The organism is Nocardia blacklockiae, from assembly GCF_015477355.1.
In the GTDB taxonomy this organism is placed as follows: Bacteria; Actinomycetota; Actinomycetes; order Mycobacteriales; family Mycobacteriaceae; genus Nocardia; species Nocardia blacklockiae.
In genome coordinates this window covers 1-20,170 of sequence record NZ_JADLRJ010000012.1, presented here as the reverse complement: position 1 = coordinate 20,170, position 20,170 = coordinate 1, and the positions used below count along the sequence as shown (strand labels likewise).

Below are 20,170 nucleotides of genomic sequence, written 5' to 3'. Positions count from 1 at the left end.
ACATGTTCCAGGTGCCCGGCTATATATCCGCAATCACGCGGCCGCGGTCACCGCTCGGCCGGGCTCGGGTCGGGATCGGTCACCGGGAAGACCGTCGGCGCCCGCAACCGGCGCAGCGCGAGCAGGCCGCCCAGACAGCCGAGTGCGATCGCGAGCGCGGTCCAATACGGCACAGGCGAATTCGTGACCGGCACCTGGCAGACGTACCAGCGTCCGGAATCGACCGTGGCGCTGGTGAAATCGCCCCGGTTCACGTGGTCGCGCAGCGCCAGCACCACCGAGGGCACGAAGACGATCGAGACGCCCAGCACGCGGGTCGGGTTGTAGCGCGGCGCGGCGCTGCCGAAGCAGTAACCGGCGACGAGGGCCAGCACCACCGCGATGCCGACATTGCGGACCCGGGCGTGCGGATCGTGGTCGTGGGTCAGCGCGCAGTAGAACACCAGCGCGGTCAGCACGAGCAGTCCCGCCACCGGGCCCGGCCGCCGGAAACCCAGCACGATCCCGAGCGCCAGCAGCGCCACCAGCGGTGCGGCCGACCACCCCGGCAGCCACGACGGCATGATCGCGCTACCCACCGCCGCCAGCGCCACCGCCAGCAACACCAGGGTGCCGTCCCGGCGCGGCAGCAGCATCGCGGCGATCAGCCCCGCGAGCACGGTCGCGCCGGCGCTCAGGGCGATATCGATGACGTCGTCGGCGCGCCGGGTCAGCCACTCGGTGCCGAACATCGTCACCACCACATAGACGAGACCCGCCAGGATCGGCGCCATCGGCAACTCGATCGACCGCCGCTCCACCCGCGTCTCGTGCCGGTTCACGACCGTGCCGATCGCCACCAGCACCAGCGTCACCGCGATCAGCCACGGCGGCGGGAAATCCACCGCGGGCCAGCGGCCGTACCGGTTCGCGTCGCCGAGGTCGCTGCTGTGCGGCACCGGCAGCGACGCGCCCACCACGACGCTGCTCAGCGCACCCAGCGTCCAGCCGAACACCTGCAACCGGCCGCGCAGCACAGCCGCCGCGATCCCGCCCAGCAGTACACCGCCCGCGAACGCGTCCAGGAAATTCAGTGTCGCCAGCGAGGTGTCCGGACCGCTGTTGCGGCCGACCAGATGCGTCACCAGCAGCAGCGCCGCGCCGCAGGACGCCGAACCCCACGCGGCCAGCCCGTGATTCACGGTGGTGGCGAATACGGCGACGATCAGCGCGACGACGGCACCGGCGGCGATCGCCCGCGGCATGCTGTGCGTGAGCAGATCCAACTGCAATGCCGACGACCCCGTGGTCCACGCGAAATCGACCGGAAGCAGGAGCGACATTCCCGCAACCAGGGTTGCGAGGCCTGCCGTGACCGTCTCGAACACCGCGACACTGGTGCGCACCAGTTAGAAAGTACTGGATTTTTTGCCTTCGCTTCGCTGCGGCGGTGTATTTTTTGGCCTTCGCTTCGCTTCGGCGGGTTTTCGGCGCCTGAGGTCTCGGTTTTCGGGTGCCGCCGCTTGCTCCTTCGTCGCGGCGCGGCGGCACCCGAAAACCGAGACGCGCCGAAAACTTGGTGGTTGGGGTCATGAAACTTGGTGGTTGGGGTGATTGTGGTGGTGGCTGTTCTTGCAAGTGTTCTTGCAGATTTTCAGATTTGGTCGGTGGGCGTGTCGTTGCAGTTGGGGGAGTAGTTCGGTGCCGGGGCGGGTGTGCGCGGGTCCGCTCGACTACCTCGGTTTGTGCGCGCTCTGTGTTTTCCTGTCGGGCCACGTGACAGGGAGCGGTTGTGGATAGCGTTCGGCGACACGGGAATTGTTCGGTCGGGCGGGATGCTGGGTCTTTCCTGCCTTCCGGGCGGGGCGGGCTAAAGCGATCCGTTGCGTTGGTCGGCGAATTTGCGGAGCGATTCCACCTGGGCCGGATCCAGGGACGGACGGACCGCGGCGCGGGCGGCGGCGACGTCGCCCGCGGTGATATCGGCCGCCTCTACGTCGCGGCGCATGGCGGCCAGGGCGGCCTCGCGCAGCAGGGCCGCGCAGTCGGCGGCGGAGTAGCCGTCCAGGTCGGCGGCCAGGGCGGGGAGGTCGACGTCGGCGGCCAGGGGGACCGAACGGCTTGCGGTGCGCAGGATTTCGGTACGGGCGGCGGCGTCCGGGGGCGGCACGAACACCAGGCGCTCGAGGCGGGCGGGGCGGGTCAGGGCCGGGTCGATCAGCTCGGGGCGGTTGGTCGCGCCCACCACCACGACGTCGCGCAGCGGTTCCACACCGTCCAACTCGGTGAGCAGCGCCGCCACCACGCGGTCGCCGACACCGGAGTCGCTGCTCTGGCCGCGGCGCGGGGCCAGCGCGTCCACCTCGTCCAGGAAGATCAGCGACGGCGCGGAATCGCGGGCGCGCTGGAACAATTCGCGCACCGCGCGCTCCGACGAGCCGACCCACTTGTCCATCAGCTCGGCGCCTTTGACCGCGTGCACGCTGAGCTGCCCGCTACCTGCCAGCGCCCGCACCAGGAACGTCTTGCCGCACCCCGGCGGCCCGTACAGCAGCACCCCGCGCGGCGGGTCGATGCCGAGCCGGGCGAACGAATCCGGGTGGCGCAGCGGCCAGAGCACCGCCTCGGTCAGCGCCTGCTTGGTCTCGACCATGTCGCCGACGTCGTCGAGACTGAGACTGCCGATCGCCAATTCCTCGGTGCCCGACCGCGACAGCGGGCGAATCACCTCCAGCGCGCCGAGCAGGTCCGGCTGGGTGAGCACCGGGTCGCTGTGGTCGCGGCTGGCCCGCGACGCCGCGCGCAGCGCCGCCTCCCGGCACAGCGCGGCCAGGTCCGAGACCACGAAACCCGGTGTGCGAGCGGCGATCTCCTCCAGCCTCAACTCGCCGGTGGGCACCTTGCGCAGCAGCTGCTCGAGCAGGTCCTTGCGCACCGCCGCGGTCGGCAGCGTCAGCGCGACCTCGCGATCGCACAGATCCGGTGCGCGCAAACGGGTGTCGATGCCGGCGGGGTGAGAGGTGGTGGCCAGGAAGGCGACTCCGGGCGTGGCCACCGCCGCGCGCAACTGATCGAGGATCAGGGTGGCGACCGGCTCCGGATCGGCCGGCAGCAGCGCGTCGATGTCGGTGATCAGCAGCACTCCGCCCGCGCCGGAACAGATTTCGGACACCGCGAGACCCACCTCGCGCAGCCGGGTGCCGCTCTCGGTGGCGCCCACCGTCGGGCCGTCGAGTTCGACGATGCGCCGCGGCGTCGCCACCGCCCGCGCCAGCGTCGCCTTGCCCGCGCCGGCCGGGCCGGTGACCAGCACGCCGAGATGCGGTGGGGCGCCGAGTGTTTTGAGCAGTTCCGGTTCGTCGAGGGCGAGGCTCAGCCACTCCGACAGCTTCGCGGCCTGCGGGCGCACCCCGGCCAGATCGGCGACGTCCACCGCGGACGGCCGCTCCCGCACCCGCATCCGCGTGCCCGGTGCGACGGATTGGCTGTCGGGGCCCGCGCCGGGATCGTGCGACGCGTCGGCCGCCGGCACCCCGGTGCCCCACACCACCGCGCTGTTCGGCTGCACGCTGACCGGTCCGCGCACCGGGTCGGTCGCGGTGACGGTGAGCAGCTCGGAGGTCCACGCGATGCCGAAGGTGCGCGAAAGTGCCTGTGTCGCAGCCGCGGTGCTGGTGCCCGGACCCAGATCGCGCGGCAGTAGGGATACCGCGTCACCGACGGTGACGACCTTGCCGAGCAGCGCCTGTCGCAGCGTGGTCTCCGGAATGGTGTGGGTGGCCTGTGTCGAGCCGGTCACCGAGAGCTGCCGCGCCCCGAACACCGTCACCGGCGCCACCACCACCGTCGCGTCCTCGCGCACGCCCGCGTTGGACAGCGTCACGTCGTCGAGCAGGATCACCCCGGCCGGCGTACCCGCGGGCGCCACCCCGGCCACCGCCGCCGTGCGCCGCGACCCGATCAGCGCGATCCCGTCCCACTCCCGCAAACCCAGCGCCGCGAGCGCTTCCGGATGTAGCCGCACCACCCCCCGGCGGGTGTCGGCGGCCGAGCGGTTCAGGCGGGCGGTGAGCGACAGTTCCGGCACCCGACCCATTATGGGGGTGTCCGCCGGGCGCGACCGTTCAGCGCTGGCGGGCGCCCGGGCGGCGCAGCCGCAAGCGGGAGGTCGACACCGGTACGCGCAGCGCCGGGCGGCGGCGGTCGGCGCGGCGCTGGGCGCGGCGTTCGGCCGGTTTGTGGTGCCAGGTCTCCGGTCGGGCCGCGACCCAGCGCTGCGAGCGCCAGGCGAACGGGATGTGGGCCAGGTAGAGGCCGATCAGCACCATGAGCAGGATCAGCGGGTAGGTGACCAGCGCGGCCGCGGTGAGCGCGGTCAGCACCAGCAGCAGCGCCGCCGCCTGCGGCGCCACCGACACCGACTTCATCGCCAGCGTCGGAATGGTGCTGACGGCCAGTAGCGCCGCGAACACCGTCCAGGCCGCCGCCACCGGAAAGTTGTTCCACCAGCCGCTGCCGAACTGCTCGTGCACGGCCAGCGGCAGCAACGCGATCAGCGCGGCGGCCGGCGCGGGCACCCCGACGAAATACTCGCGCTGCCAGTCGGGGCGGGTGTCGTCGTCCATCAGCGTGTTGAACCGGGCCAGCCGCAGCACGATGCTCACCGCGTAGATCAGCGCGATGATCCAGCCCGCGCTGTCCTGCCGCAGGAACGTCACGTACAGCACCAGCGCGGGCGCGACGCCGAAGGAGATGGCGTCGGCGAGCGAGTCCAGCTCGGCGCCGATCTTGGTGGTGGCGGACAGCATCCGGGCCAGCCGCCCGTCGAGGGTGTCGAGCACGGCCGCCGCGCCGATCATCGCGACGGCGGTGGCCAGCGAACCCTCCAGCGCGAACTTCACCGCCGACAGCCCGGCGCACAGCGCCATGATCGTGACGATGCTCGGGAGCAGCCGGACCGTCCGTCGCCGCCGGCCGTGCTCGGTCACGGTCTCTTCGATCATGACAGCAGTTCGGCGAGCACCGTCTCCCCGCCGATGGTGCGCTGCCCGGGCGTGACCAGCAGCTCGGTCCCGGCCGGGAAGTAGGTGTCGACGCGCGAACCGAACCGGATCAGCCCGTAGGTCTCGCCGATGACCAGCTTGTCGCCGAGCGCGGCGTCGCACACGATCCGGCGGGCCAGCAGGCCCGCGATCTGGACCACCGTCACCAGTTGGCCGGCGTCGGTCTCGAGCACCATGCTGTTGCGCTCGTTGACCGCGCTGGCCTCGGGCAGGTCGGCGGAGCGGAATTGCCCGCGCTGATAGGCGATCTCGCGCACGGTGCCCGACACCGGGGTGCGCTGCACGTGCACGTCCAGCACCGACAGGAAGATGCTCACCCGCGGCAGTTCGGCGTCGCCGAGGTTCAGTTCGGCGGGCGGTACCGCGGTGTCGACCAGCGCGATCTGGCCGTCGGCGGGCGCGACCACGACGTTCGCCCGGTTCGGCGGCACCCGGTGCGGGTGCCGGAAGAACGCCGCCGTCGCCGCTGCGGCCGCGAAACCGCTGCGGCGCAGCCACTTCCGGCGTCGGCCCAGCAGCGCGACGGCCAGCGGCGTCGCCACGAACGGCAGTCCGGCGGGGTGCAGCGGCGGAATCGCATCGCGGACCAGGTCGGCGACATGACCGAGACCGGTCCGGTCGGGCGTGCCGGGCGGGGTGGGGCGGCGGGCCACGGGCTCCTCTTTCGTGCATGGACAAGTCGCACACACCATACGGGAAGTGCCGCGTGGGAGGGTGTGCTGCGACAGCACTTCCGCGCCCCGGCAGCACACTGCCGCGGCGGCCGAGCGGCCGTCGCGGCAGTGCGAAGGGTCGTGGCTAGCCGACCTTGCGGCGCCCGGTGACCAGGCCCACCAGGAACAGCAGGATCGCCGCGCCGCCGAGGCAGGTCAGGAAGCTGAAGATGATCCCGCCGCCCTCGACGTCGACGCCCAACAGCTTCAGCAGGAAACCGCCGATGAGGCCGCCGACGACGCCGACCACGATGTTGAGGAAGATGCCCTGCTGGGCGTCCGTCCCCATGAACTTGCTGGCGATCCAACCGGCCAGGCCGCCGATGATGATCCAACCGATAATTCCGAGACCGAGCATGATGTCCTCGAATCACTCGTAGGAACAGGGCTTCACTACCGGTTCGGATAACCGGCGTGCGAACTGGCAATACCCGATCGATTGTGACAATACCCACGCCGCCCGATAATCTTCCGGCTAATATGAGGGGGCCTCATGTCTACGGTCACGTAGCTCGACCGTGGACGGGGTGCCCGATGAAGGAATGTTCGATGCGCGGGTGGGGCCGGCGGGCCCGGGACACGCCTGCCGGCAGGTACCAAGGAGAAGCACGATGGCTGCTCGACTCGCCCAGGTCACGGGGGCGGAGCACACCGCGATGCTCGGGCTCGGCGTGTACCGCCCGGCTCGGGTCGTCACCAACGACGAGGTGGCCGGACCGATCGATTCCAGCGACGAATGGATTCGCACCCGCTCGGGCATCAAGACCCGCCGGTTCGCGTCCGATTCCGAGACGATCATCGCCATGAGCGCCGCGGCGGCGCGCGACGCCCTGGCCGCGGCCGGCGTCACCCCCGACCAGATCGGCTGCGTCATCGTGGCCACCTCCACCTGGCTGCTGCTCACCCCGGCCGCCGCCCCGCAGATCGCCACCGAACTGGGCATGAACAACCCCGCCGCGTTCGACATCTCGGCCGGCTGCGCCGGGTTCTGCCACGCGGTGGGCCTGGCGTCGGACCTGGTGAAGGGCGGCAGCGCGGGCCACGCACTGGTCATCGGCGTCGAGCGGCTCACCGACGCGATCAACCCGGCCGACCGCGGCACCGCGTTCCTGTTCGCCGACGGCGCGGGCGCGGTCGTCATCGGCCCGTCCGACGAGCCCGGCATCGGCCCCACCGTCTGGGGTTCCGACGGCACCCAGCACCACGCCATCCGCCAGGACAAGGACTGGATGGAGTTCTTCGGCGAGATCGAGGACCAGGGCCTCGACGCCGTGCGCCCGTACCTGGCGATGGAGGGCACCGCGGTGTTCCGCTGGGCCGCGCACTCGCTGAAGAAGGTCTGCCTGGACGCCATCGAGCGCGCCGGCCTGACCCCCGACGACCTGGACGCGATGGTCCCGCACCAGGCCAACGGCCGGATCATCGAGATCATGGCCCGCGAGCTGAAGCTCCCGGCCAGCTGCGCCCTGGCCAACGACATCGAGGAGACGGGCAACACCTCGGCGGCCTCGATCCCGCTGGCCATGGAGGCCTTACTACGCAGCGGCGAGACCAAGCCCGGCGCCGACGCGCTGCTGGTCGCGTTCGGTGCGGGCCTGTCCTACGCGGCGCAGGTCGTGAAGCTGCCGAACTGGCAGTGACCCTGCCTCACGCCATATTCCAGGTGACGGTGACGTCGAAGGTCACCGTCTGCAACCCCGGCTCGAGCGGCACGTCGGGCCGGGCGAACTGCGCACGCGGCGTCGGCGGTTCGCCGCCGCCGCTGCGAGTCTCGTTGATGGACTTCACCTCTCGCAGCTTCAGCCCCGACAGCACCGCGTACTGCTCGGCCCGCGACTTGGCGTCGGCGAAGGCGCGGGCGCGGGCGTCGGCGAGCAGCTTGGAGTTGTCGTCGAGCGCGAAGGACACCCCGTCGATGCGGGCCTCGTTGCCGCCGGCCCGCACCGCGGCATCGAGCACTCCCGACGCCTTCGACAGATCCCGCACGGTGAGGTGCACGGTGTTCGTCGCGCGGTAGCCGGTCACGGTCCGGTCGGGCCCGTACTGCGGTTGCAGCGAGACGTCGGTGGTCCGGATGTCCTCGCGGGCCACGCCGGCCGCGGCGACGGCGTCGTTCACCGCCGCCGCGCGGCCGTTGGCGGTCTGGATGGCGGTGGACACGTCCGGCGCGGTCACCTCGACCCCGAGATCGGCGTTCAACGTGTCGGGAGCGCCGCGCACCTGTCCGGTGCCGACGACGGTGACGTCGCGACTCGGCTCCGCGTGATCGGAGCCGCCGCACCCGGACAGCAGGGCGGTCGTGCCGGCGAGCGCGGCCACCGCGCCGAGGATTGGTCGCATGAGCGGAACCTACGCGCGTCGGGCGCCGATGTCCGGCGAACACGCCCGGCCGCGAATCCGCCTGTGCGGATCTACCTCTCGGCCGCGGCCTTGATCTTGCCGAGGGTCTCGTTCATGCCGCGCACCAGATTCGCCTCGAACTGCTGCTCACCGCCGAGGAACGCGTCGATGAGCACGCGCACCGGCTTGCGGACCCCGTTGGGCACGTCGCGGCGTTCGGTCAGCCGGGTGCCGGACTCGGTCGGCTCCAGGGTGTAGCTCCACACCGTGCCGTTCTCGTTCATCCGGAAGGCGAAGGCGCGGTGCGGTTCGTAGCGCACGATGCGCGAGGTGGTCGGGTAGTACTTGCGTCCGTCGCGGTTGAGGTTGACCGTCCAGGTGCCGCTGCGCGGTGTGCCCAGCGGGACCATCCGGACCGTGTTCGGGCTGAATTCCGGCATCCGCTTCAGATCCGAGACCACCGCCCAGACCCGCTCCGGCGGCGCGGAGATGTCGACGGTGGCTTCGAGTGTGTTCGGCAACGCTGCCTCCGGGAGTGTGACGATCGGTACCGGGAATCCTACTGGGACAGCGTGTTCGTGTACCCACTACGGCGTGGGATCGGTGATGCGGGCCACATTCGATCGAAAATCAACTAGATCACATTCTGATGTGAGGGGTACCCCGTCCTGTAATAAGCGACGCACAATGGCAGATAGAGGAAGCGGAAGGCAACGAAGCAACCGACCGAGCCCGAGTTTTCGTCCCCCGTGAGGTGAGTGGCCGTGAAACTGCACTTTCTCCTCCATCGCAGGCAGGCGGATTCCGTTCCGCTACTACCTGTTTCCGATTCCGAAGAGCTCACCACCGCCACCGGACCGGGTGGCGGGAACACCCGGCGCAAGGCCGCCGAGCGCGAGGAACGACTGGAGCGGTTGCTGACTCCGACGGAGCTGGACCTGGTCCAGCAACATCGGCTGTGAGCGAACATCCGGTACCGCTGACCGGGTGCGGGGCGCGCGGACTCGATCCGACGCCCATACTTTCGGTGTGACTTCACCAGCTGTCGCCAAACCGGCAATCCTGAGCGTCGACGACGATCCGGGCGTCTCCCGGGCCGTGGTCCGCGACTTGCGACGCCGCTACGGCGCGGATTACCGGATTCTGCGCGCCGAATCGGGCGCGGCCGCGCTCGACGCGCTGCGCGAGATGAAACTGCGGGGCCAACCCGTCGCCGTGTTGATCGCCGATTACCGGATGCCGGGGATGGACGGCATCGAATTCCTCGAGCAGGCTATGGATCTGCACCCGTACGCGCGCCGGGTATTGCTGACCGCCTACGCCGACACCAATGCCGCCATCGAGGCGATCAATGTCGTCGATCTCGATCACTATCTGCTCAAGCCCTGGGATCCGCCGGAGGAGAAGCTCTATCCGGTCGTCGACGCGCTGCTGGAGGCCTGGCGCGGCGACGAACACCGCCCGGTGCACGAGACCAAGGTGATCGGCCACCGGTGGTCGGCCCGCTGTTCGGAAGTGCGCGAATTCCTCGCCCGCAACCAGCTGCCCTACCGCTGGTACCTGGCCGACGAGCCGGAGGGCGCGCGGCTGCTGCAGGCCGCCGGGGCCGACGAGGACCAGTGCCCGGTGGTGATCGATGCCGCGGGCCAGGCCCTGATCACGCCCACCGACAGCGAACTGGCCGGCAGCGTCGGCCTGAACACCGACCCGACCGGGGACTTCTACGACCTGATCGTGGTGGGCGGCGGCCCGGCCGGGCTGGGCGCCGCGGTGTACGGCGCGTCCGAGGGCTTGCGCACGGTGCTGGTGGAACGCACCGCCACGGGCGGGCAGGCGGGCCAGAGTTCGCGGATCGAGAACTACCTGGGCTTCCCCGACGGATTGTCGGGCGCGCAGCTGGCCGACCGGGCGCGGCGGCAGGCCGTGAAATTCGGCGCCGAGCTGATCACCGCCCGTCGCGTGGTCGGGCTGGAGGTGTGCGGTTCGGCGCGGGTGGTGCGCTTCGACGACGGCAGTTCGGTCGCCGCGCACTCGGTGCTGATCGCCACCGGCGTCAACTACCGCCACCATCCCGCGCCCGGCGTGGACGACTTCACCGGCCGCGGCGTGTACTACGGTTCGGCGATGACCGAGGCCGCCGACTGCGCCGGCCGCGACGTCTACATCGTGGGCGGCGCGAACTCGGCGGGCCAGGCGGCGGTGTTCCTGTCCCGCAACGCGCAGACCGTGCACATCCTGGTGCGCTCGGATTCGCTCGAGAAGTCGATGTCGCACTACCTGATCCGGCAGATCGAGCAGATCCCCAACATCAAGGTGCACACCTGCACCGAGGTGGTCTCCGCCGACGGGGAGGACCACCTGGAACGCATCGTGCTGCGCAACAACGCCACGGGCGCGGAAGAAAAAGTGGACGCCGAACGGTTGTTCCTGTTCATCGGCGCCGCACCCGAGACCGACTGGCTCGACGGCCTGGTAGCGCGCGACCCCGACGGGTACGTGCTGGCCGGACCGGATCTGCTGGTCGACGGCAATCGTCCGGCGGGCTGGGAGCTGCCGCGCCCGCCGCACCACCTGGAGACCAGCGTCCCCGGTGTCTTCGTGGCCGGCGACGTGCACTCGGAGTCGGCGAAACGGGTCGCGTCCGCCGTGGGCGAGGGCGCGATGGCGGTCATGCTCGTCCACCGATACATCGCGAGACAGTAGGAGGCGTGCGGATGGGCACCCAGGTGATCTGCGATCCGGAGGAACTCCGGACGCTTTTCCTGTTCGAGAAGCTCGACGGCGACCAGCTGGCCTGGCTGTGCCGCGACGGGCGGGTGGAGCTGTTCGAGCCCGGGCTGGTGTTCCGCGAGGGCGACCCGGCGACCTGCTTCTACGTGCTGATGGACGGCGAGGTGGTGCTGACCAAGCTGTCCGCCGGTGAGGAGATCGAGCTGGTTCGCACCGACCACCGGGGCTCCTACGCGGGCGCCTGGACCGCCTACATGGGCGACAAGGCCGATCAGAACTACACCGGCACCCTCACGGTCACCAGGCCGTCGAAGTTCTTCGTGCTCGACGCCGGAACCTTCGCCCGCATGATGCAGGAGTGGTTCCCGATGGCACTGCACCTGCTCGAGGGCGTGTTCTTCGGCAACCGCAACGCCAACGAGATCATCGGGCAGCGCGAGCGGCTGCTGGCGCTGGGCTCGCTGTCGGCGGGCCTGACCCACGAGCTGAACAATCCGGCGGCCGCGGCGGTGCGGGCCACGTCCTCGCTGCGCGACCGGGTCGCCGGAATGCGGCACAAGCTGAAGATGATGGCGCACGGCAAGTTCGACTCCGCGGCGCTGGAAGCGCTGGTGCAGTTGCAGGAGGAGGCGGCCACCCAGGTCGCCAAGGCGCCGACGCTCACCACGCTCGAGGCCGCCGACCGCGAGGACGAACTCGGCGACTGGCTCACCGAGCACGGCATCGCCAACGGCTGGGACATCGCGCCCACGTTCGTGCAGGCCGGTTTCGACACCGACTGGCTGGAGAAGGTCGCGGGCACGCTGGAGGGCGCCGACAGCGGCGTGTTCGAGGGCGCGATCCGCTGGCTGAACTACACGGTCGAGACCGAGCTGCTGATGAACGAGATCACCGACTCCACCGTGCGGATCTCCTCGCTGGTGAACGCGGCCAAGCAGTACTCGCAGATGGACCGGGCGCCGTTCCAGGTGGTCGACATCCACGAACTGCTCGACAGCACGCTGGTGATGCTGGCCCGCAAGATCGGCGACGGCATCGAGGTGGTCAAGGACTACGACCGCACCCTGCCCGAAGTCCCTTGCTACGCGGCGGAATTGAACCAGGTGTGGACCAACCTGATCGACAACGCGGTCGGCGCGATGGCCGGGCAGGGCACGCTCACCGTGCGCACCTATCACGAGAACGACTGCGCGGCAGTGGAGATCGGCGACACCGGGCCGGGCGTGCCGGAGGAGATCCGCGGCCGGATCTTCGAGCCGTTCTTCACCACCAAGCCGGTCGGCGAGGGAACCGGTCTGGGACTGGACATCTCGTTCCGGATCGTGGTGAAGAAGCACGGCGGCGACATCCGGGTGGAGTCCACGCCCGGGGACACCCGGTTCATCGTCCGGCTGCCGCTGCGTCCGGCCGGTCGCGAGGCCGCCGAGACCGACTCCGCGGCAACCAATCCTGGAGGTGAGTGATGGCACAACCGATCGAGGGCATCGATCCGGCCGTGGCGCCGAGTGGGCCGGGCTGCGTGGAATGCGAAGCGGCCCAAGGCTGGTGGGTGCACCTGCGCCGCTGTGCGCAGTGCGGGCACGTCGGCTGCTGCGACTCCTCGCCGGCGCAGCACGCCAGCAAGCACTACGCCGCGACCGGCCACCCGTTCGTGCAGAGCTACGAGCCGGGTGAGGAGTGGTTCTGGAACTTCCGCACCGAGGAGATGTTCGGCGAGGGGCCCGCGCTCGCGCCGCCGCGCCACCACCCGGAGGACCAGACCGCGCCGGGCCCGCGCGACCGGGTGCCGCGCGATTGGCGGCAGCTGATCCACTGACCCGCCCGCGTGCACCGGGTTTTCAATCTCGGCCGCGCCCGGTACGCTGCGACGCGCGCCGGACCGACCCCCGGTGCACGCGACAACCGGGATTCACGTGGCTATGAAACGACTTTCGGCGACCGCCCTCGTGCTGGGCGCACTGGCACTGGGGCTGACCGCCTGCGGCGGAAGCGACGACGCCGGCTCCGACGCCAACGGACTGCGCAGGAACGCGCAGTCCAGCGCGCCGGCCCCCGCGCCCGCCGCGCCATCGGCCACCCCCGGCGCGCCCGAGTCCCCCGCGCCGGCCCCGACCACCGAGGCCGGCTCCGCGAACGCGTCGCTGGGCCCGGCCTCGCGGACGACCTGCGGCGAGTTCAAGAATCTGGACACCGACGGCGAGAAGTCGCTGATGGAGCAGATGCTCGCGGAGAACCCCGGCTCGAAGTTCGAGGGCAGCCCCAATGTGGCGCTGGGCACCGCGAAACTGGTCTGCCTCTCCGGCAGCCAGGCCGAGACCCCGGTCGCCGTCGCCATCGGGATCGCGCAGAAGTAACCCTTCCGGGGAACGCCGCCTTAACCGATCTTTTGGTCGCCGATAAGCACTGTGGCGCACCGTCTCTCCCATGCGTCACGACAGGTGTGACGCCCGATCAGGAGAGATCCCGTGCAGAAGTTGGTGATCGCGGTGCTCGCCGCCGGCGTCGTGACGCTCACCGCGTGCGATCCGGACACCGGCTCGGGCAGCAGCGAATTGCGCCGCAACACCCCGAACACCACCAGCGTCGCGCCGACCACCACCGAACGTCCGCGGCTGCGGCTGCCGGACCTCCGGCTGCCGATCCCCGCGCCCGCCACGGAATCCGCGACACCGACCACCACGCCGAAGTGACGTGACACCGATGCGCTCGCACTGCACCCGCCCCGGCCGGACCCGCCCCGCCGCGCCGCTCACGCCCCGGCCGCTCGCCCTCGGCCGGTGCGCGCGCGGCCCGATCCGCGCGCCGGGTATCGTCCCCCGACGATTACCGACGAAGGCGGGTGAGCGGGTGGACGAGACGGGACTGGCCGAGTTCGAGTCGCATCGCCCGCGCCTGTTCGCCCTGGCCTACCGCATGCTGGGCGCGGCGAGCGAGGCCGAGGACGCCGTGCAGGAGACCTACCTGCGCTGGGAGCGCACCGAGCGCGGCGAAATCCGTTCCGCCGAGGCCTGGTTGACCACGATCGTGGTGAATGTGTGCCGCAGCTGGCTGGATTCGGCGCGGGCGCGCCGGGAGTCCTACGTCGGGCCGTGGCTGCCCGAACCGGTGCGCACCGAGGGCGGCGAACTCGGCCCGCTGGAATCGGCCGAGCAGCGCGAGCTGGTGTCGCTGGCGATGCTCACGCTGCTGGAGCGGCTGTCGCCGGTGGAGCGCGCGGTCTTCGTGCTGCGCGAGGGCTTCGGGTACACGCACGGCGAGATCGCCGAGATGCTGGCGCTGTCGGAGGCCAATTCCCAGCAGCTGTACAGCCGTGCGCGCCGGCGCGTGCGCACCGGGAACGCCCGCTTCGCCGCGGAACCTAGGCAGGCCCGCCAGTTGTTCGAGCGTTTCCTGGCGGCCGCGCGGTCCGGCGACCTGGCAGCGTTGGAGCGGATGCTCGCCGCTGATGTCGTCGCGACGGCCGACGGCGGCGGCGAGGTCACCGCGGCACGTCGCCCGGTGACCGGAGCCACGTCGGTGGCCCGCTACCTGGCCGGGCTGCTCGCCCGCGACATCCCGGGATTGGCACTGACTTTCGAGGAGGTCAACGGCGCGCCCGCGGTCGTCGCCCGGGTCGAGGGGGCCGTATTCATGGTCGGGTCGGCCCGGGTCGAGGGAGACGTGATCGCCGCCGTCCACATCATCGTGAACCCGGAGAAACTCGCGCACTTCGCCCGCGTGGATCGGCAGCGCTGACGACGGCGGGACGATGGTGTGACGCAGCCCACCGCGGCCCGCTGTCAGGTTCGTCCGGGCTGCCGGGTCTTCGGAGTGTCGGCCTTCTCGAAAAGGAGTCACTCATGACCGGACAGCATCGGATCGTCGTGTTGGGCGCCGGGTACGCGGGCCTGTCGGCGGCGGGCGCGCTGGCCCGCGCGGGCGAGGCGCGGGTCACCGTGGTGGACGCGCGCTCGCGGTTCGTCGAGCGGGTGCGGTTGCACCAGCTCGCCGCCGGGCAGCGGGTGCCGAGCTGGGAACTCGCGGAAGCACTGGGGCGCAAGGGCGTCGACTTCGTCCAGGGGCGCGCGGTGTCGATCGATCCGGCGGCGAAACGGATCGCGCTGGCCGACGGTACGGACCTCGGCTACGACTTTCTCGTGTACGCCGTCGGCAGTGCCGCCGATGTGGAAAGCGTTGCGGGCGTGCGGGAATACGCTCACACCGTGGCGACCCTGACGGATGTCGAACGCTGGGCCGCGGTGACCGGTCGGGTCGCCGTCGTCGGCGGTGGCTCGACGGGCATCGAGACCGCCGCCGAACTCGCCGAATCGCGCCCGGAACTCGCTGTCGCGCTGGTGAGTTCGGAGGAGCCGGGTGCGTGGCTGTCCGACGGCGCCCGGCGGCACATCCGCGCCGCGCTGGACCGGCTCGGTGTGGAAGTGCAGTCCGGGGCGAAGGTGGTCGAGGTGTTGCCGGACGGACTCCGGCTCGCCGACGGCTCCCGTATCGACGCCGAAAACATGCTGTGGACAACGGGTTTCGAGGTTCCTCGGCTCGCCGCCGAGGCGGGACTGAGCGTGGACGGCCGGGGTCGCCTGCTGGTCGACGAGACGTTGCGCACCTCCGACCCGGACATCTACGCCGCCGGCGACTGCGCCGCCATCGCCGGACCCGGCGGCCGCGAGCTGCGCATGGCCTGCGCGACGGCCCTGCCCACCGGCTCGCACGCCGCCGCGTCGGTCCGCGCCCGCCTGCGCGGCGACGAGCCCGCCCCGCTGCGGTTCCGCTACTACCTCCAGTGCCTCAGCCTGGGCCGCCACGATGCCGTGGTCCAGTTCGTCCGCCGCGACGACACCCCGACCCGCCGAATCCTCACCGGCCGCACGGCGGCGTGGGTCAAGGAACGCATCGTGCGCGGCGCGGCCCGGCCGGTTCGGCGGTGACATTCGCCCTGAGCGAACCGGCGTCAACTATTCGTTGACGACATGCCTCGGGTCAACTTATTGTTGACGCATGGCAGACCAAATAAATATCCGCCTCGACGATCTGATCGAGGGCATCAAGAAGGCGCGCCCCGACAACGTGCTGGAGCAGCTGTCCGACGCGGTGGTCGTCGGCGGCCGCCTGGGCGAGGTGGCCGACCATCTGATCGGCCACTTCGTCGATCAGGCCCGCCGCGCCGGCGCCTCCTGGACCGACATCGGCGGCAGCATGGGCGTCACCAAGCAGGCCGCGCAGAAGCGGTTCGTCCCCAAGCCGACCACCGACCCCGCGATGGACCCGAACGCCGGGTTCGCGCGCTTCACCGAGCGGGCGCGCTCGGTGGTCGTGGCGTCGCAGGAGGAGGCCCGCGCGGCGGGCAACGCGGAGATCCGGCCCGAACACCTGGTGCTCGGATTGCTCAGCGAGCCCGAGAGTCTCGCGGCCCACGCCATCGTCGCCAAGGGCGTCACCCTGGACGCCGTGCGCCGGGTCGCCACCGCCGCACTCCCCCCGGCGGTAGAAGAGGTCCCCGAACTCATCCCCTACAACGCCGCCTCCCGCAAGGCCCTGGAACTGACCTTCCGCGAAGCACTTCGCCTGGGCCACAACTACATCGGCACCGAACACATCCTGCTCGCCCTCCTGGAACAGGAAGACGGCAACGGCGTCCTCTCCGGCCTCGGCTTGCGCAAGGACGACCTGGAGCGCGACATAGCCGCCCAACTCGCCCAATTCGTCACGGGCACATCATCTCCCACCCCGACGCCCCCAGGGTCGGCCGTCCCGCCCCCTCCCGGCTCCCCGAACCCGGCCCAGCCTCCGACCCCGCCCCAGCCCCCGAACCCGCCCGTGCCTCCGCAGCCGCCGACACCCCCGGGTTCGTCCGTGCCGCCCACCCCGCCGCAGCCCCCGACCGTCTGATCCAGCGGAAAGACTTGCGCCACAGCGCTACCCAGCTTCCTCGCCCGCCACGTCAGCGACGGCGGTTCGCATCAAGTCGCCGGGGACGGCCCGCGACCGGCGGCTCCTTCGATCCGGCCGGTGTCGCCCCCGCGCCGGGTCACGGCTTGCGGGCTACGGCGAAGACGCGGCGGAACGGGAGCCAGGTGGTGCCGTCCGGTTGGCGGGGGTAGGCGGCGCGCAGTAGCGGGGTCAGTTCGGTGACGAAGCGGTCCCAGCTCGCGTCGTCCAGGGCGTCGCGGATGGGACGCAGGGCCGTGCCGGAGACCCATTTCAGGACCGGGTCGTCGCCGGTCAGGCGCTGGAGGTAGGTGGTCTCCCAGGCGTCTACGGCGCAGCCGGCCTCGGTCAGGACGGTGGCGTAGCCGGTGGGGTCGAGGACGTTGCGGGCCTGCAGGACGCCGGTGGGCTCGAGCCGTTCGCGCCAGTCGTCCCGGGCGGCCAGTTCGCGGATGGATCGATGCGACGGGGCGTCGAAGTTGCCCGGGACCTGGATGGCCAGCCAGGCGTCCGACGGCAGTTTCGCCGCCCAGTCGGTGAGCAGGGCGGGGTGGCCGGGCACCCACTGCAGCACCGCGTTGCAGACGACCACGTCGGTGTCCGGTTCGGGCTCCCATTCGCGCACGTCGAGCAGGGTGGCGTGGACGCCGCGGGCGCGCGCGGCGGCGACCATCTGCGGCGAGGAGTCGGAAGCCTCGACGACGGCCTCGGGCCAGCGCTCGGCGAGCGTGGTGGTCAGGTGTCCGGGTCCGCACCCCAGATCCACCACCCGCCGCGGCCGCTCCGCGCCGATCCGCCCGAGCAGTTCGAAAAAGGGCCGTGAGCGGTGGTTGTCGAAGGCCAGATACTGCTGGGGATCCCACATCGGCCGCTCCCAACCTCGCGCCTACCCAAACCGTACGTACGTACTGTATGACCCGAATGCGGGTTGCACAAGGGTTGTCAAGATACGATGTCGCTATGGCGGATGACGTGGATTCCGACCTAATCGCGGGGGAACTGCGCGCTGACCTGCTGCGCGCGCTTTCCTATGTACAAACCGAGGACGGTCCGGACGGTAGCTACATCGTCAACGGGGATCTCCCACCCGAGGTGGCCCCGCCGTTCATCCGTGCCATCATGCGTATCGAGGCGGAGTTGCTGCTGCACGACGCCGAGCAGGTCACGGTCGAGCGTGGCGAGCCGCGCTCGCCGGAGGAGCGGCGCACCGACGCCTTCCTCGCCCTGGCGCTGCGCGTCACCGACACCATGTAGTTCTCGTCTACCACCGCCGATGACCTTGCACTCACTACCGCAGAGTGCTAGAAAGGGATCTGGCACTCTCGATCCGTGAGTGCCAGGTCGGGACGGTGAGATCGGGAGCCACGACACCCCCGTTCGTCCGTCGCGGGCACCGAGCCTGGCCAGCATCGTGTCACCCCCAATCCTGGAGGATCACTTCGCAATGGCCAAGACGATTGCGTACGACGAAGAGGCCCGCCGCGGCCTCGAGCGGGGTCTGAACAGCCTCGCCGACGCTGTCAAGGTGACGCTGGGCCCCAAGGGCCGCAACGTCGTCCTGGAGAAGAAGTGGGGCGCCCCCACGATCACCAACGATGGTGTGTCCATCGCCAAGGAGATCGAGCTGGAGGACCCCTACGAGAAGATCGGCGCCGAGCTGGTCAAGGAAGTCGCCAAGAAGACCGACGACGTCGCGGGCGACGGCACCACCACCGCGACCGTGCTGGCCCAGGCGCTGGTGCGCGAGGGTCTGCGCAACGTCGCGGCCGGCGCCAACCCGCTGGGTCTGAAGCGCGGCATCGAGAAGGCCGTCGAGGCCGTCACCAACCGTCTGCTCGAGTCGGCCAAGGAGGTCGAGACCAAGGAGCAGATCGCCGCCACCGCCGCCATCTCGGCGGGCGACCAGTCCATCGGTGAGCTGATCGCCGAGGCCATGGACAAGGTCGGCAAGGAAGGCGTCATCACCGTCGAGGAGAGCAACACCTTCGGTCTCCAGCTGGAGCTGACCGAGGGCATGCGCTTCGACAAGGGCTACATCTCCGGTTACTTCGTGACCGACCCCGAGCGCCAGGAAGCGGTCCTCGAGGACCCGTACATCCTGCTGGTCGGCTCGAAGGTGTCGACCGTGAAGGACCTGCTGCCGCTGCTGGAGAAGGTCATCCAGGCCGGCAAGCCGCTGCTGATCATCGCCGAGGACGTCGAGGGCGAGGCCCTGTCGACCCTGGTGGTCAACAAGATCCGCGGCACCTTCAAGTCCGTCGCCGTCAAGGCCCCGGGCTTCGGCGACCGCCGCAAGGCGCAGCTGGCCGACATCGCCATCCTGACCGGCGGCGAGGTCATCAGCGAAGAGGTCGGCCTCAACCTGGAGAACGCCACCGTCGACCTGCTGGGCCAGGCCCGCAAGGTGGTCGTCACCAAGGACGAGACCACCATCGTCGACGGCGCGGGCGACGCGGAGGCCATCAAGGGCCGGGTCGCGCAGATCCGCACCGAGATCGAGAACAGCGACTCCGACTACGACCGCGAGAAGCTGCAGGAGCGCCTGGCCAAGCTGGCCGGCGGTGTTGCGGTGATCAAGGCCGGCGCCGCCACCGAGGTGGAGCTCAAGGAGCGCAAGCACCGCATCGAGGACGCGGTGCGCAACGCCAAGGCCGCCGTCGAGGAGGGCATCGTGCCCGGTGGTGGCGTGGCTCTGCTGCAGGCCGGCCCGGCTCTGGAAGAGCTGAAGCTGACCGGCGACGAGGCCACCGGCGCGAACATCGTGAAGGTCGCGCTGGCCGCGCCGCTGAAGCAGATCGCCTTCAACGCGGGCCTGGAGCCCGGCGTGGTGGCCGAGAAGGTCGCGGGCCTGCCCGCCGGCCAGGGCCTGAACGCCGACTCGGGCGAGTACGAGGACCTGCTGGCGGCCGGCGTCGCCGACCCGGTGAAGGTGACCCGTTCGGCCCTGCAGAACGCGGGCTCGATCGCGGCGCTGTTCCTCACCACCGAGGCGGTCGTCGCCGACAAGCCGGAGAAGGCGGCCGCTCCGGCGGGCGACCCGACCGGTGGCATGGGCGGCATGGACTTCTGAGTCCGGCCTTACCTTCCGGCGCATTCTCGGCCGGAGTCTCGCGGAAGCCGGTCCACCTTTTCGGTGGGCCGGCTTCCGGCATTTCGGAACCAATGGGTCGGTTCCGGGAATAGACTCCGGCGCAAGGGCGTTGAATCGCTCGGTGCCGGCGTTCCCGTCGGTGTCGAATCTGCCGCATGACCAGGCGATTTGACATCGAAAGCGGTTGGCACGTAATTTATTCCAGGTCAGAGCGACACGGACACCGACCCGGGCCGAAAGGTCAGGGACACGAGGTTGGACGATGAGCGCCGGACAGATCACACTGGCTCGACCGAGACCCCGATTTGGTTCGGGGTGGCTGGCTGAGCTAA

19 protein-coding genes and 1 pseudogene are annotated in these 20,170 nt (G+C 70.4%); 12 read left to right on the top strand and 8 right to left on the bottom strand.

Features of this window, described 5'->3' with window-relative positions:
* Positions 1-47 precede the first annotated feature (47 nt).
* The 5 genes from IU476_RS28335 to IU476_RS28315 form a co-directional block, all read right to left on the bottom strand.
* Positions 48-1,385: a hypothetical protein gene (locus IU476_RS28335; protein WP_195105226.1), complete on the bottom strand. Its 1,338-nt coding sequence runs from the start codon at positions 1,383-1,385 to the stop codon at positions 48-50.
* Between the two features lie 464 nt (positions 1,386-1,849).
* On the bottom strand, positions 1,850-4,066 hold the full coding sequence (locus IU476_RS28330; RefSeq protein WP_324194380.1) for an AAA family ATPase: 2,217 nt from the start codon (positions 4,064-4,066) through the stop codon (positions 1,850-1,852).
* Positions 4,067-4,103: 37 nt separating this feature from the next.
* Positions 4,104-4,982 carry a CDP-alcohol phosphatidyltransferase family protein gene (locus IU476_RS28325; RefSeq protein ID WP_195105222.1) on the bottom strand — a complete coding sequence of 293 codons (879 nt, stop codon included), beginning with the start codon at positions 4,980-4,982 and terminating at the stop codon, positions 4,104-4,106.
* Positions 4,979-5,695 carry a phosphatidylserine decarboxylase gene (locus IU476_RS28320; RefSeq protein WP_195105219.1) on the bottom strand — a complete coding sequence of 239 codons (717 nt, stop codon included), beginning with the start codon at positions 5,693-5,695 and terminating at the stop codon, positions 4,979-4,981. The genes IU476_RS28325 and IU476_RS28320 overlap by 4 nt, the downstream gene beginning before the upstream one ends.
* Positions 5,696-5,840: 145 nt before the next feature.
* Positions 5,841-6,113, bottom strand: a complete 273-nt coding sequence (locus IU476_RS28315) for a GlsB/YeaQ/YmgE family stress response membrane protein (RefSeq protein ID WP_187685601.1) — start codon at positions 6,111-6,113, stop codon at positions 5,841-5,843.
* Positions 6,114-6,366: 253 nt separating this feature from the next.
* Here IU476_RS28315 and IU476_RS28310 point away from each other — a divergent pair, with 253 nt between their 5' ends.
* Entirely contained in the window at positions 6,367-7,395 is a 1,029-nt protein-coding gene (locus IU476_RS28310) for a beta-ketoacyl-ACP synthase III (protein ID WP_195105217.1), read from the top strand.
* 7 nt (positions 7,396-7,402) lie between these two features.
* Here IU476_RS28310 and IU476_RS28305 read toward each other — a convergent pair whose 3' ends face one another.
* Both IU476_RS28305 and IU476_RS28300 read right to left on the bottom strand, forming a co-directional pair.
* Complete coding sequence (locus IU476_RS28305) at positions 7,403-8,095, bottom strand: SIMPL domain-containing protein (protein WP_195105215.1); 693 nt, start codon at positions 8,093-8,095, stop codon at positions 7,403-7,405.
* Between the two features lie 71 nt (positions 8,096-8,166).
* Positions 8,167-8,616: an SRPBCC family protein gene (locus IU476_RS28300; RefSeq protein WP_195105213.1), complete on the bottom strand. Its 450-nt coding sequence runs from the start codon at positions 8,614-8,616 to the stop codon at positions 8,167-8,169.
* A gap of 243 nt (positions 8,617-8,859) precedes the next feature.
* Between IU476_RS28300 and IU476_RS28295 the strand changes: the two genes are divergently transcribed.
* From IU476_RS28295 to IU476_RS28255, 9 genes and pseudogenes are all read left to right on the top strand, one after another.
* A complete protein-coding gene (locus IU476_RS28295; protein ID WP_195105211.1) occupies positions 8,860-9,057 on the top strand; it encodes a hypothetical protein in 198 nt (65 codons plus the stop codon).
* Positions 9,058-9,124: 67 nt separating this feature from the next.
* Entirely contained in the window at positions 9,125-10,798 is a 1,674-nt protein-coding gene (locus IU476_RS28290) for an NAD(P)/FAD-dependent oxidoreductase (RefSeq protein WP_195105209.1), read from the top strand.
* 11 nt (positions 10,799-10,809) lie between these two features.
* Complete coding sequence (locus IU476_RS28285) at positions 10,810-12,288, top strand: ATP-binding protein (RefSeq protein WP_195105206.1); 1,479 nt, start codon at positions 10,810-10,812, stop codon at positions 12,286-12,288.
* Positions 12,288-12,641: a UBP-type zinc finger domain-containing protein gene (locus tag IU476_RS28280; protein ID WP_195105204.1), complete on the top strand. Its 354-nt coding sequence runs from the start codon at positions 12,288-12,290 to the stop codon at positions 12,639-12,641. The genes IU476_RS28285 and IU476_RS28280 overlap by 1 nt, the downstream gene beginning before the upstream one ends.
* Positions 12,642-12,744: 103 nt before the next feature.
* Positions 12,745-13,179: a hypothetical protein gene (locus IU476_RS28275; RefSeq protein ID WP_228824478.1), complete on the top strand. Its 435-nt coding sequence runs from the start codon at positions 12,745-12,747 to the stop codon at positions 13,177-13,179.
* Between the two features lie 111 nt (positions 13,180-13,290).
* Complete coding sequence (locus tag IU476_RS28270; protein WP_195105202.1) at positions 13,291-13,515, top strand: hypothetical protein; 225 nt, start codon at positions 13,291-13,293, stop codon at positions 13,513-13,515.
* 157 nt (positions 13,516-13,672) lie between these two features.
* On the top strand, positions 13,673-14,560 hold the full coding sequence (locus tag IU476_RS28265) for an RNA polymerase sigma-70 factor (protein WP_324194379.1): 888 nt from the start codon (positions 13,673-13,675) through the stop codon (positions 14,558-14,560).
* 104 nt (positions 14,561-14,664) lie between these two features.
* Complete coding sequence (locus IU476_RS28260) at positions 14,665-15,747, top strand: NAD(P)/FAD-dependent oxidoreductase (protein WP_195105198.1); 1,083 nt, start codon at positions 14,665-14,667, stop codon at positions 15,745-15,747.
* 70 nt (positions 15,748-15,817) lie between these two features.
* Positions 15,818-16,540, top strand: a pseudogene (locus IU476_RS28255) (Clp protease N-terminal domain-containing protein); the annotation flags it as partial.
* A 307-nt stretch (positions 16,541-16,847) separates the two neighbouring features.
* Here IU476_RS28255 and IU476_RS28250 read toward each other — a convergent pair.
* Positions 16,848-17,612, bottom strand: a complete 765-nt coding sequence (locus IU476_RS28250) for a trans-aconitate 2-methyltransferase (RefSeq protein ID WP_195105196.1) — start codon at positions 17,610-17,612, stop codon at positions 16,848-16,850.
* 95 nt (positions 17,613-17,707) lie between these two features.
* Here IU476_RS28250 and IU476_RS28245 point away from each other — a divergent pair, with 95 nt between their 5' ends.
* Together IU476_RS28245 and groL are read left to right on the top strand one after the other, a co-directional pair.
* The gene (locus IU476_RS28245; RefSeq protein WP_040751275.1) at positions 17,708-18,001 is read left to right on the top strand and encodes a hypothetical protein; all 294 of its coding nucleotides are present in this window, start codon (positions 17,708-17,710) and stop codon (positions 17,999-18,001) included.
* A gap of 190 nt (positions 18,002-18,191) precedes the next feature.
* Positions 18,192-19,817 (top strand): chaperonin GroEL, encoded by a 1,626-nt coding sequence (gene groL, locus IU476_RS28240; RefSeq protein WP_195105194.1) that lies wholly within the window; start codon positions 18,192-18,194, stop codon positions 19,815-19,817.
* Positions 19,818-20,170 lie beyond the last annotated feature (353 nt).